This window comes from Streptomyces sp. NPDC004542 (genome assembly GCF_040610035.1).
GTDB lineage: Bacteria > Actinomycetota > Actinomycetes > Streptomycetales > Streptomycetaceae > Streptomyces.
The window spans coordinates 63670-75990 of sequence record NZ_JBEXLP010000017.1 but is presented as its reverse complement, the minus strand read 5'-3'; the positions used below and the strand labels follow the sequence as shown (position 1 = coordinate 75990).

The window sequence follows — 12321 nt, the reverse complement described above, 5'->3', positions numbered from 1 at the left end:
GCCTTCGAGATGGCTTTCGAGATGGTTTTCATCGCTTCGAGTGCACGGTCAACTGGCCCTGGTTCACGGTCACCTGGTCGCCACGCAGCACGATCTCGGCGCCGGCGCCGGTGGCGATGACCACGGCTTCCTTGGTGACGCGGATGTAGGCGCCGCCCTGGGCCTGGAGCAGGATCCCCTGCTCGGCGCCGGGGGTGTCGTTGAGCACGATCTTGTGTTCGCGCCGGGTCTGTACGACGACCGGCTTGTCCGGCGAGCCCGCCTTCAGTTCGCGTTGCGCGTCGGGCGGCAGTTCCTCGGCGGCGCCGTACCAGCACCCGGTCCACACGGGGAAGCTGGGATCCCCCTGCTCGAACTCCACCCACACCCCGGCGCCGGGCGGCGGCACCACGAACTGCCCGGACTGCGGCCCGGTGAACGGCAGGCAGGGCAGCGCCCAGGTGGACGGCTCGTCGCCGAGGACGTCCGGGACCTCGACGGTGATCCGGCCGATGCACAGCGGGTCGTCGTTGCTCACGACCCGGCCGCGGAACTTGCCGAGGTACCGGTTGCTGGGTGCCGCCATGCTGAACTGCTCCTGAATGCTCGGTTGTTGCTGCGGGTCTCATGGCCGGACGTAGTCGCTGCGCGCCTCCAGCCCCTCCCTGGAGAGGGTGAAGTTCTGCTGGAACGAGCCCGGACGCAGGTTGTGCGTGACGGACTTGACGTAGTAGTCGCCGTCGTACGCCCGTCCGGAGCCGCGCACGCCGACGAGCTGACGGGGCTGGAGGATGTAGCCGTGCCGGTTGACGTCCAGGGACCCGGAGCCGGAGACGGCATCGGCGGAGATGGCTGCGCGAGCGAGCAGCTCGGCCTCGGCTTCCTGCCGTTGCTGCTTGGCGGTGCCGGACAGTGTCCTGCGCTTGAGGGCCGGCGTGGGGCGCCTGCCCAGGGGTGGGCGCAGGGGGCTGATCGAGGGCTGGGGCAGCAGCGTGGACTGCCGGGTGTCGGGGTTCTGCCAGCGCGCCTGCGGCTCCTCGCGGGCCGTGCCGTCGTAGGCGAACGTCAGCTGGTCGACGGTGGAGTTGGCGTCCATGTTGACGTTGAGGGCGTGCTGGCGGATGCCGAGGCGGACTTCGGGGCCCCAACGCGCCGCGGAATGACCCGGGTTGGGCCCGGGCTCCAGGTAGAAGGTGTAGCCGTTGGCCCGCGCGAGCTCGGTGACGTACTGCAGGTCGGTACCGGTCTGGTAGTGCACGCGCAGGTTCTGGTGGGGCGGCTGGGCGATCTTCTCCCGGTAGACGTCGGGCCGGATGCCGTAGTCGGAGTAGCGGCGCAGGATGGCGAGGACACGCTCGGACGGCGGCAGGTTGGGGTAGGGAGCGGTGCGCTCCTCCAGGTCCATCAGCAGGGTCAGGTCCTCACCGGTGACGGTGAGGGTGGAGTGACCGGGCCGGTTGCTGGCACCGGCCTCCTGACGCACGACCAGCCCGTCGAAGAGCACGTCGGAGGTGCCCCGGACACTGACGGTGACGATGAGCCGGGTCTTGGGGTCGAAGAACCCCTCGGGCAGCAGGCGCTGGTTGATGATCCCGTTCTTGGTGAGGTCGAAGGCCAGCTGGAAGCCGCTGCGTTCACCCGCCGTGGCGGTGATCTGGGCGGACAGCAGCGCCTCGGCGACCTCGACGGGTACGGGGCGGGCGAGCTTGGGCCCCATGAGGAGCGTGACGTGAACGGGGCCCTGCCCCACGGGGGTCTCAGACACGCCGGTCTCCGCGCGGGAACCCGCCGGCGAGCGGAATGCCGATGACCCGCCCCGCCTCGTCCGTCAGCTCCCGCGGATCGAGCACCGGGTTGGCGTCGGCGATCCGCCACCACTGCCCGGGGTCGCCGAGGAAGCGCTGGCCCAGCAGGTCGGGGCGCTCGCCGGCGCCGACGGTGTGCGGCGTGGTGTTCTCCTCGTCGAGCGGGGGCAGCAACCGGCGTTTGGTGTAACGGACTTCGGTGCCGTCGGGACGGCGGTGAATCCCGATCTCGGCGTCGTGGTAGCGGCTGGTGCGCGGGTAGGGGTGCGCGCCGGGCAGGGAGTCGAGGGCGCTCTCGTAGGGTTCGATGTCGGCCATGGCGTGCTGCTCAGCCCCTTCCGGTGAGTACGTCCGCGCCGCCCAGCCCGAGAACCCCGAGCCCGCCGCCCCGCGCGGCGGCCGCCAGCCGCTCCTTCTGCGCGAGGTGCGCCATGTAGAGGTCGGCCCCGCGATGGCCCGCCGGCAGATCACTGACGGTGAGGATCTTCATGCCGATGCTGAGGGAGGCGCGGATCGGGTTGAGGTTGACGTCGAACGCGGACTCGTTGACGGAGAGTTCGGTGAGCCTGACGGGCATGACCCGCTTGCTCCCCCACGTGAACAAGGTCAGCGGCATCTCGATCGGGCTGATCTCGATGGTCCCCTTCTGCGTCAGCTTGCTCGCGGCGCGGAGCTGGGCGGTGGTGGGCTGCACCAGCATCTCCAGGGTGGCGAGCTGGGGGTGGATGCCGTCGGGCGCCGCGATCTCGAACTGGTCGGTGGCGTCGATCTCCGCGGTGAACTTCCAGGTCTCCTGGGCGGGGCCCTTGAGGCGGAGGGCCTCGTTCCGGTCACCGCTGCCGGTGCCGCCGCCGGAGGCGTCACCGCTGTCGCCGGCTGTCTGGGGGGCGACGCTGCGTTCGAGGGTGTCCGGGTTGAACTGGAGGACGATGATGCGTTGGGGGGTGCCGCGGTCGGGGTCGACTACAACCAGGCCTGAGCGGATGGGTTTGGGGATGTCGGGGTAGCGGGTCATTCTTCGGGAACCCCTACTCGATTGAAACTCGCCAGGATCCGGGCGGCGTTGTCCCGTACTCGCTCGGCCGAGTCGTTCCCGGCCACTTCTCTCAGCACTGGCCTGAACTGGGCCCACGCCGGGTAGGCAACGGCTGATACAGCAATGTCGCGAACCATGAAATCCGGATGTCGCATGGCGTCCGTGATCCGTGCGAAGAACTCCTGCGCGAACTCGACAGGAGCGCCGAGCGCGGCTCTCAGCACCGCGGCAGCGTATTCGCGAGGGCTGTCGCTGCCGTCGACGGCGGCCAGGAGTTCCGTCACGGTCCAGACGTCGAAATCCGCTTCCAGTGCCTCCTGTACGCCCTCGGGGAGCTCAACTCCCTTGCCGATCAGGCCGATACAGCCAGCACCGGAGGCATTCTCCACCGTGTAGTAGAAGTAGATTCCGTCAGCGGCCCGCCACATCAACTCCTCGGCCACGCCTTCCAGCGGATCGGCCTCTCGGTAGCTGACAAGCTCCCATCCGCGGCTGTCCGCGTAGACGACCGCCGACTCCCGTACCGGCATGCCCTTGAGGACCAGCCTGCGCGACCTGATTGTTCCTGGCATTTCGTGTCCTGGGTTCGATGTTTCGGATCAGGGTTCGCCGATCCGTCCTTACGGTACGTTCAATTGGACATTGTAGAGCTCGTACATCCGCTTCCTTATCTGGTCGAAAAGCTGACGCTCCTTCTCTTCCTTCGACGAGGTGTCATCCACTTTGATATCCATTCTCTTGACCCAGGCCTGAATCACCTGGATCTCACGCTCCGCAAGCTTCATGGCGGCCTTGTTCTCGGTGCGGTCGAGGGTGCCGCCGAGCAGATGTCTCTGGAGATAGTCCGCTTCATGCTGAACGGTGGGGCGGTTTCGGTTCCGCTTGCTCTGGAGGTACTTGGGCGACTGCTTCGACATGGGCAGCATCTTCAGCGCACGCTTCCATGTCATCTTGCCCTCGGCGGCCATTTCGATGGCCATGGCATGAGTGACGATCGAGGCCGGGTTGCGCATCCCTTCCTGCATCACCATCCATTGGGTGCTCTCGGCCACGAACCTGTCCATGCGTAGCTCACCGCTGTTGCGCGATACGTTTCCGATAAAGTCGCGCGACGCTTCCGCGATTTTCCTGCGATCGCTACTGCTGAATTTGTTCATCCAGTTCGTGAGGAGTTCGTAGGACGGTTCCCTGAGCTCGCCAGTGAAGGGATTGGTCACCTTCACCATGAAGTTCCTCGGGTTGAACGTGAAACTCATCCGACGCCTGGTGGTGATCGGTTCCGCGGCATCACCCCGGAGATACGTGATCTGGTCCCGGTCATGCACCTTGCGCAGTTCCGGAGAGTTCTGCTGGAGATCTGCGGATACATGGCCGAGGCCGAGCCCGGTGGGAGGAACCTCGGTCTGCGTCTCTATCGCCGGCAGGAGACCGGCCGGTGTCTGCGTAGGATCTTTGGTCTGCGTCTGTTCTGTGGTGGCCCGGCCCGCGTACTGGGGACGGCCGATTCCCTGGATCGCGATCTTTTCGCCCAACTCCCGAATGAAGAACAGAAGGCGGTCACGGTCGACGGTGAGGCCCTTTCCGACCTCGGCGTCAGGATTCAGCGACGCAAGAATCCTGAAGGTGTCGTCTCCCAGAAGGTTCAGTCCGGTGAGCCGGTACCACAGACGAAGCCCCGCGAGCGAGCCTTTCAGGACAAGTCCCTCGACTCCGTGATTCAGAAGTGCGGAGAGCTGCGGACGGATGCGCGCCGAGATCCGCCGCAGCCGCGCCTCCTTCGACTCCTTCGACTTCTCGTCCTTCTTCCGCTGCTCCTGCTTGCGCCGCTTCTCTTCCTGCTGCCGCCGCTTATGGTCGCGGAACTGGTCCTTCTTCCGCTTGAAGTAGCCGCGAAGCTTCGCCGCGCCGTTCTTCAGCGCCTTGCCGAGCTTCGCCTTCTTCAGCTTCCGGCCGAGCGTCTTGGCCGCGTTGCCGACTTTCTTCAGGGCGGACTTGACCGCACCCTTGGCCTTCGCCAGCGCCCTGCCGACGGGGGACTTGGGCTTCTTGGGCTTGGTCGGCTTCGGGCCCTCGATCTCCTTCTGCTTCTTCTTGGGGGCGCTCTCGGAGGTCTTGTCCCTGGCGGGCTCCCGCTCCTTGTCCGGTGTCCTGTCCTTCGACGGTTCCCGCTCCTTCTCGGGCGCCCTCTCATTCGGCTTGGTCTCCGCCGCATCCGGCTTCTTCGCCGGCCCCTTCGGTGTCGCGTGGTCCTTCGGCTTCACAGGGGACTTCGGCTCCGGTGAAGGCCTGCCCTTCGGCTTCGGCTCGGTGCCCGGCCTGGACAGGGCCTGCCTGGCCTTCCGCATGGCCCCCCGCGCCGAGTTGACCGCAGCCCCTGCCGCCTTCTTCGCCCCGCCCCCGACCTTCTTCAGCCCGTCCAAAATCTTCTGGGCCATGCCCTTGAGCCGCTTGCCAACGCCCTTGGTCGCCGAAGACAGGCGCTGGAGCAGGAAGTTGGTGATGAAGTCGAGCAGGGCCACCACACCCGCGGCCACAGCCTCTGCGAACAGGCAGGCCGCCGGGCCCGCCTTGACCGCCTTCAGATACGCCCAGAACTTCCCGAACGCCGACAGGATCGAGCTGACCGTCGACCAGGCCGCCATCAGGCCCTGGATGATCGTCAGGATCGCCCCGGCCGCCGGGACGATCATCGAGACGACCTTCTCGATGACCAGCGACGCGATCATCATCGGGAGCGAGGCGACGATCGCGTCCCACGCCATCTTGCCGATCTGCTTGATCGACACGCAGCCCTTGACCAGGACGTCGATGACGGTCTTGCCGAGGCCGAGGACGCCCTCGACCTTGGTGTCGAACCACTGCTTGACCGCCACCTTGATGGCGCCCCAGAGGTGGTCGGTGACGCCCGTCTTGGCGGCGCTGCCCGCCTTGGAGATCCAGCCGCCGGGGTCCGGCGCGATGTCGGCCACCAGGGCGGCGAACTTCCCCAGCGCTTCGATCGCCGCCTGGGCGAACTTGATCGCGCCGACGATGACGTTCTGGTAGGCCTTGATGACCGCCTTGACGCCGGCTTCCAGGACGTCGAGGAGTTTGTTCAGGCCGGCCGCCAGGGCGTCCAGCAGCGTGTTGACCGCGTTCTTCAAACCGTCCGCCAGGCGGTTCACCGTCGCGATCGCCGCGTCCCGCAGGCCCTCGATCGCCTTGCGGAAGCGGTCGCGCAGTTCTGGGAAGGCGGCGAGAAGCGTGTCGCCGATGGCGATCAGGACGTCGGCCAGCGCGTTGATCGCCTTGACGGCCAGGTCCCGGACGAAGTCGATGGCCTGGTTGGCCCACTCCTTGAACTGGTCGATGATGCCGTTGACCGCTTTGCGGGCGGCGTCGAAGACCGCGGTGACCGCCGCGAGCAGGCCCTTGAAGAAGTCGGCGACCTTGTCGGCGATCCAGCCGAGCAGGCCTCCGGAGGGCTTCTTCTCCTCCTTCTTCTTCCTGGCCTCCTTCTCGGCGTTCTCGCGCTCGGTGTCGATCTGCGCGTTGTCCTTGTCCTTGCGCGCGCCGATCTCCTTGTCCTTGTCGTCGCGCGACTTGACGATCTCCTTGTTCTTCTTCTCGTGCTCGTCGCCGGACTGCTTGTCCGCGTCCTCGATCCTCTTGTCCTGCTCGGCCCGCCAGTCCTCGCGCTGCTTGTGCGTCTCCTGGGCGACCCGGCCCCGCTCGGCGGTCTGCTGCGCGGTGTTGCGCTCGACCTCGCGGTCGATCTCGGCCTGCTTGTCCCGCTTGGCCTGCTGCTCGCTCTGCTGGTGTTCCTTGTCCTTGGCTGCGAGGTCGCCCTGCGCCTTGCCCGCGCCGGCGGTGATCTCGGCGCCCTTCTCCTGCTTGGCGACGGCGCCGACGCCGGCCTTCGGCGCGGGTGTGGCCTCCAGGGCACCTGCCTTGCCGCCGCCCGAACCGCCGGAGGCCTTGCCGCGGAGCTGTTCCCGGGGGGCGTTCGGGAAGATCTGGTCCTCGCCGAGCGGCTTGGCCGCGTCCTCGCGGCCGGTCGTCTGCAGGTCGGACTGCTTGTCCTTGAGCGCCTTCGCCTGGTCGTCGGTGCGGGTCGGGTCACTGGCGCCCTCCAGGCGGATCTTGGGTGCCGGGCCGACCGTCTTGTTCTCGAGTGCGGGGTCGGTGGTCGGGATCGCGTCGGCCGCCGCCTCCACGTTCTTCGCCTCGGCCTCGCTGAGCCCCTTGTCGGGCACGGCCGGAGGCGGCGGCGGGGGCACGTCCGAGGCGGGCTGCTTCCCGTCGGCCTTCTCGCCGCCCTTGGCCTTCTGCTTCTCGCCCTGGTCCTCGGGGCCGATCCGCTCCACCTTGCCGGTGACCTGAGCGGCCTCGGGCGCGGCCTCGGGTGGCGCGGAACGCGTCTGCGGCGCCCCCGAAGGACGTTCCCGCGTCGGCGGCGCCGCGTCGAGCCGCTTCTGCTCCTCGCCGATCTTCTTGTCCGCGGCCTTGTCGACCCCCGGCATGGCGGCGGCCGCCTGATCTGGCGACAGCTTGCTGACGGTCTGCACGGCGGCCTTGGGGTCCTGCCCCGAGACGTCCGGCGGTTCCTGCTGCTTCTCCTCGGGCGCGGCTTCGCCGCCGCCCCCGCCGCAACCGCCCTGACCGCCCTCGTCCTTCTCGGGCGCGGGCGCGGGCGGCGCGCAGCCGCCGCCGTCCTTCTCCAGGGAGGCCTCGGGACGGGGCGAGTCCGTCGCCGCGGTCTGGCCGGGCCCGTCGCTCTGCTCGGCGGCCGGGCTGACCGCCGCCTGCGCGACGGACGGCGCCGCACCGGGGCCGGCGGCGACCGCGGGGCCCGTCTTCTCGGAGGCACCGACCGGTCCGCGCGGCGCGGCACCCGGCCCGGTCTCCTTGGGCTCCCGGCTCTTGGCCTGCGGCGCCTCACGCTCGGACCGGGGCAGTTCGGCGCCGCGGCGGGCGGCGGGTGAGGGATCGCGGTCCTCGACCGGAGTCTTGGGAGTCTGCGCACCGGCGGGCCTGGACACGGCAGCCGCCACCGGGCTCACCACGGAGGGCACCGGGCCCGCAGCGGACGAGCCCACAGCCGCCGGGGAGGCGGCAGCCGTACGTGACTCCGCAGCCGTACGGTCCTGCTGTTCCCTCTGCTCCTCCTGCGCGTCCTTGGCGTCCGGCTTCTCGTCCTCGTCGGCCTCCGGCCCCTCGGCGGACTCCGGCTCCTTGTTCTGCTCCTTCTCCTGCTGCTGCTCCGCGTCGGGCTTGTCGGCCTCGGGCTCGGGCCGTTCCTTGTCCTGGGTCGCGGGATCCTCGCCGACCTCCTGGTCGAGCGGTTTCCCCGTTTCCTGGAGATCCTTGGTGCCACGGTCCTGTGCCTGCGCGGCAGGCCCGTTCTCGGGCTGCGGGGCCTCGCCCTCGACGGGCCCCTCGTCCTGGCCGGGGGCCTTCTGCTCGGGTCCGGCGTCGTCCTCGTCCTGCTCCCCCTGGCGCTTCTCCCGCTCCTGCTCGGTCTTCTCGGCCTTCGTCGGCGGCGGAGTGGGGCAGGAGGGCAGCGACGGCTCAGCGGCGCCCGGTGCGAGCTTGTCCGCGGTCGGTACGGAGGACAGGTCGAGGTCGGCCTCGGGCAGGTAGTCCTCGGGCTTGAGCGCGGGCTCGTCCTTCTGGCCCGGCGTACGGGCGCTCTCGTCCTCGCCGCCGGCGATCTCCCGGTCGGCACCCGCCTCGAGGCCGAGCGGCCGTTCCTCCTCGCGCGGCTCGGCCTCGGCGCCCCCGTCCTCGTCCTTCTCGTTCAGGCCGTGCTCGGACAGCGCGGAGTCGGGCTGCTCGGCGCGCTCGTCGACCTTCTCGGGGCGTACGGGTCCGGGCTGTGCCTTCTGCTTCGGGTCCGGCTCCTCGCGCTTGGAACCGGCGGCGGGCTGCGTCTCGTCGTCGCGCCGCTTGCGCTTGTCGGCACCCGGCACGGTGGCCTGCTGCGGGTCGGCCTCCTCGCGTTCGCGCTGTTCCTTGCGTTCCTCCTTGGCCTGTTCGGTGCCCTCCTGCTGTCCCTGGGAGCGCTCGTCGGCGGCCTCGTCGGTGCGCTCGCGGTCGGCGGAGGCCTGCTCGTCGGTCTGCTGCTGCTCCTCCTCGGCCTGCTGCCGGGAGGCGTTGCGCCTGTCCTCCTGCTCCGTGCGCTGCGCGGCGTCCTGCTCCTCGGTGGCCGCGTCCGCGCGGGCCCGGCTGCGGTCGCTGCTGCTCTTCTGGTCGCGTGCCTTGGCGGCCCGCAGTTCCTCACCGGTGTCGGCGGCACGCCGGTCGGCGGAGCCGCGATCGGACTCCTGCTTCTTCTGCCACTGGATACGCTCGACACCGAGCTCTTCGAAGAGGTCGACCTCCGGCAACGGCGCCTCGGTGGGCTGGAGTTCCACGGGACCGGGGCGGGCCTCGTCGGCGATCTCCAGGAGCCGGTCGTACTCGGGCGTCAACAGCCGGTTCTCCAGCCGCTCGACGACCGCGTCCTCCAATTCCTCAGACATCCGGGCCAGTTGGAGCCGTACGCGGCCGGAGGCGTCGGTCGGGTCGCCGCGCAGGGAGCGCAGCACATTGCCCGCGAGCCGGTCCACAAGGGTGGCCGGGTCGACGGCCTCGGCGCGCATCCGGTCGGCGTCGACGGTGGCGTAGCGCAGCCAGCCGGGCGTGGCCTGCCCCTCCTCGACCTGCGGGACGGCCTCCGTGGTGTCCGGCCGGACGACCGCCTGGGCGGCCTCCTCCGCCTCCCGCTCGATGGCCTGTTGCGGCAGGCTCACCCCTCCGAGCTCGCGGCCGGCCCGCAGCGTGCCGAGGCCGTGCGGGTTCTGCACCGTGTGCAGGAGCTCGTGGGCGAGCAGGCGCCTGCCCTCGTCGGTGCCGGGGCGGAGGGTGCCCTCGCGGAAGAGGATGTCCTGGCCGACGGCGACGGCGTCCGCGCCGAGGAGGCCGGCCAGTTGGCCGGCGTCGCGGCCGGTGTGCAGGCGGACGCGGCTCAGGTCGTGGCCGAGCTGCTCCTCCAGCTCCCGTCGTACGCCCGGGTCGAGTGGCTGGCCGGCGCCGCTGACGATGTTCTTCGGCTCGGGCGTGCGGGACTTGGCGGCCCGCTCCCTGCGCTTGCGGCGGCGTTGCTCGGCGGTCTGCTCCGAGCGGTCCGTCTGTGCCTGGGAGCTCATCGCGTCACCTCCCCCCGGCCGCTCAGGCCCTGGTGGACGGCGCGCGCCAGCTCCTGGCCGAGGCGACGGGCGGACAGTCCGGCCGGCAGTGGGGGCAGGCCGGACAGGGCGTCCACCCGTAGCGCGCCGTCCACCGCCAGGGGGACGCCGTGTTCGTGGAGCAGCCGGGTCAGTTCGCGCTCGAAGGCGGCCGAGACCCGGTCGGGGTCGGCGCGGAAGCCGTCCAGGACGAGTTCGCCGATGTCGGCCCGGATCACGCTCGGGCGCCCGCCGGGCCGTGCTCCCGGCCTGGCGTCGGGCCGTCCCCCGGTCACACCCATCCGCGCACCTCCGCCGGTGTCAGCGAGCGCTCCAGCTTCAGGTACTCCGTCCGGGCCGCCGCCAGCATGTGCCGCATCTGCAGGGCCTCGCCCTCCTCGGCCGCGAGGAAGGCGCCGGACAGGGCGATGTTGCGGATCGAGCCGCCCGCGACGGTGAGCTGGGCGAGGAGGGACGGGTCGAGGTCCTTCACCGGGGCCTGCGACGGCAGTACCCGGCGCCAGATCTCGGCGCGCTCGGGCTCGGCCGGGAAGGGGAAGTCGACGACGAAGCGGATGCGGCGCAGGAAGGCCGTGTCGAGGGCCTGCTTCATGTTGGTGGTGAGGACGGCGAGCCCTCGGTAGGCCTCCATCCGCATCAGCAGGTAGCTGACCTCCAGGTTGGCGTACCGGTCGTGGCTGTCCTTGACCTCGCTGCGCTTGCCGAACAGCGCGTCGGCCTCGTCGAACAGGAGCAGCGCGCCGCCGCGTTCGGCGGCGTCGAAGACCCGGCGGAGGTTCTTCTCGGTCTCGCCGATGTACTTGCTGACCACCTGCGAGAGGTCGATGACGAACAGGTCGAGTCCGAGTTCGCGGGCCATCACCTCGGCGGCCAGTGTCTTGCCCGTACCCGAGCCGCCCGCGAACAGGGCGGTGACGCCGAGACCCCGGCGGAGCGTGGCGGCGAAGCCCCATTCCTGGTGGACGGTGGCCCGCTGCCGGACGTGCGCGACGATCTCCCGCAGCACATTCGTCTGCCGCTCGTGCAGCACGAGGTCGTCCCAGCCGGCCTGCGGCTCGATGCGCCGGCCCAGTTCGTCCATGCCGACGCGGGCTTCGGCGAGTCCGGCCCGCCAGGCGAGCCGGCGGGCGTCCGGTTCGTCCTCGTGCGGGAGTTCACGTCGTACGGTGTCCGCCGCGGCGCGTACGACGTGCGGCGGGAGTTGGAACTGCGCGATCAGTGAACGCAGTTCGCGGTCCTCGAAGTTCGTCACGTCCTCGAAGGCGCCTGCCCAGAGGGCGAGCTGCTCATCGTCGTCCAGGTACGGCACGGTCACCCGGGGACCGTGCGGCCGGTCCGTCCGCAGCGGGTCCTCGCTCGACACGACGACGGGTACGGCGGCTGTGGCGAGGAACGCCTCGGTCGCGGCCCGCTGGTCGCGGTCCAGCTCCCCCACCTCCACCAGCAGCGCGGAGGGCAGCAGGATCGCCTCCCGCTGCCACAGGCGGGCCAGCCGGTCACGCTCCACCGGGTCGCCCGGGATGTCCTCCGCGTTCATCGCGTACAGGCCCAGTCCGGAGCGCGCGGCGCCCGCGGCGGCTATGTCGGCGCGGCTGCGCAGGTCGCCGCCGGTGACCTCGACGAGGAGCGGCGCGTCGGGGCTCGCGGTGCCCGTCCAGCCGTCCGCGACCCGGCTCGCGGCCAGGTCGTATGACGGCGGCAGAGCGTCCGGCACCGGGGTGCGGCGCAGCTGGCCGTGCAGGCGGGTGTCCAGGTAGGGGGAGCCGAGCAGGAAGTGCAGGACGCGTTCGTCGAGCCGGAGGCGGGAGGTCGTGAGGCGGGACTCGTCGTCCAGCTCGGTGATCCGCCACCGTCGTAGCGGTGCCACCGGGGTGAGGGCGCTCCAGTGCGGGGCGTCCAGCGCGGCCAGGGCGAGGGAGAAGGTGGGGTGGGCGCGCTGTGGATCGCCCGAAGCCGCGGCGCAGCGGGTGGCCGTGGTCGGCTCCAGTTCCTGGGCGGCGGTGAGGAGGACGACGTCACGCTCGAAGGCGGTGAGGCCGAAGCAGGTGACGAGGGCGTCGAGGGGGGCGGTGTCGGGGCCGGCGGGGACCGGTAGCGGTGTGGTGTCTGGGGTGGGCCGAGGGGCGTCCGGCACCTCCTCCGGCTGCGTGGCGTGTCGCGCGTGCGCGTCGACGCGGGCGAGGACGCGCTGGATCTCGGCGCTCAGCGACGGCGCACCGGTGCGTGCGTCGGCCGTGCCCGGCTCGTGCGGTGCCATGTCCTCGTCCTCACCTGCCCCCGTCGGTCCCACGTC

8 protein-coding genes are annotated in these 12321 nt (G+C 70.3%); all 8 read right to left on the bottom strand.

The genetic code is table 11. The features are described 5' to 3' along the window. Positions 1 to 28: 28 nt before the first annotated feature. Genes ABZX30_RS12910 through ABZX30_RS12875 form a run of 8 tightly spaced genes read right to left on the bottom strand, consistent with a single transcriptional unit; the run spans position 29 to position 12285 of the window. The gene (locus ABZX30_RS12910) at positions 29 to 565 is read right to left on the bottom strand and encodes a phage baseplate assembly protein V (protein WP_355932468.1); all 537 of its coding nucleotides are present in this window, start codon (positions 563 to 565) and stop codon (positions 29 to 31) included. A 39-nt stretch (positions 566 to 604) separates the two neighbouring features. After that, entirely contained in the window at positions 605 to 1744 is a 1140-nt protein-coding gene (locus ABZX30_RS12905; RefSeq protein WP_355932465.1) for a hypothetical protein, read from the bottom strand. Next, on the bottom strand, positions 1737 to 2102 hold the full coding sequence (locus tag ABZX30_RS12900; RefSeq protein WP_355932462.1) for a hypothetical protein: 366 nt from the start codon (positions 2100 to 2102) through the stop codon (positions 1737 to 1739). Before ABZX30_RS12900 ends, ABZX30_RS12905 begins: the two co-directional genes overlap by 8 nt. A 10-nt stretch (positions 2103 to 2112) precedes the next feature. After that, positions 2113 to 2799 (bottom strand): hypothetical protein, encoded by a 687-nt coding sequence (locus ABZX30_RS12895; protein ID WP_355932460.1) that lies wholly within the window; start codon positions 2797 to 2799, stop codon positions 2113 to 2115. Beyond that, on the bottom strand, positions 2796 to 3392 hold the full coding sequence (locus ABZX30_RS12890) for a hypothetical protein (RefSeq protein ID WP_355932458.1): 597 nt from the start codon (positions 3390 to 3392) through the stop codon (positions 2796 to 2798). Before ABZX30_RS12890 ends, ABZX30_RS12895 begins: the two co-directional genes overlap by 4 nt. A gap of 48 nt (positions 3393 to 3440) precedes the next feature. Further along, positions 3441 to 9989 carry a DUF4157 domain-containing protein gene (locus ABZX30_RS12885; RefSeq protein WP_355932456.1) on the bottom strand — a complete coding sequence of 2183 codons (6549 nt, stop codon included), beginning with the start codon at positions 9987 to 9989 and terminating at the stop codon, positions 3441 to 3443. Then, on the bottom strand, positions 9986 to 10309 hold the full coding sequence (locus ABZX30_RS12880; RefSeq protein ID WP_355932453.1) for a hypothetical protein: 324 nt from the start codon (positions 10307 to 10309) through the stop codon (positions 9986 to 9988). Before ABZX30_RS12880 ends, ABZX30_RS12885 begins: the two co-directional genes overlap by 4 nt. Beyond that, positions 10300 to 12285, bottom strand: coding sequence for an ATP-binding protein (locus tag ABZX30_RS12875; protein WP_355932450.1), 1986 nt, complete (start codon positions 12283 to 12285; stop codon positions 10300 to 10302). The genes ABZX30_RS12880 and ABZX30_RS12875 overlap by 10 nt, the downstream gene beginning before the upstream one ends. Positions 12286 to 12321: the final 36 nt, after the last annotated feature.

What these genes read in the sequence shown, in the direction of transcription:
- ABZX30_RS12895 (WP_355932460.1), bottom strand. Translation starts at nt 2,799, where the DNA reads ATGACCCGCTACCCCGACATCCCCAAACCCATCCGCTCAGGCCTGGTT.
- ABZX30_RS12910 (WP_355932468.1), bottom strand. Translation starts at nt 565, where the DNA reads ATGGCGGCACCCAGCAACCGGTACCTCGGCAAGTTCCGCGGCCGGGTC.
- ABZX30_RS12875 (WP_355932450.1), bottom strand. Translation starts at nt 12,285, where the DNA reads ATGGCACCGCACGAGCCGGGCACGGCCGACGCACGCACCGGTGCGCCG.
- ABZX30_RS12885 (WP_355932456.1), bottom strand. Translation starts at nt 9,989, where the DNA reads ATGAGCTCCCAGGCACAGACGGACCGCTCGGAGCAGACCGCCGAGCAA.
- ABZX30_RS12890 (WP_355932458.1), bottom strand. Translation starts at nt 3,392, where the DNA reads ATGCCAGGAACAATCAGGTCGCGCAGGCTGGTCCTCAAGGGCATGCCG.
- ABZX30_RS12880 (WP_355932453.1), bottom strand. Translation starts at nt 10,309, where the DNA reads ATGGGTGTGACCGGGGGACGGCCCGACGCCAGGCCGGGAGCACGGCCC.
- ABZX30_RS12900 (WP_355932462.1), bottom strand. Translation starts at nt 2,102, where the DNA reads ATGGCCGACATCGAACCCTACGAGAGCGCCCTCGACTCCCTGCCCGGC.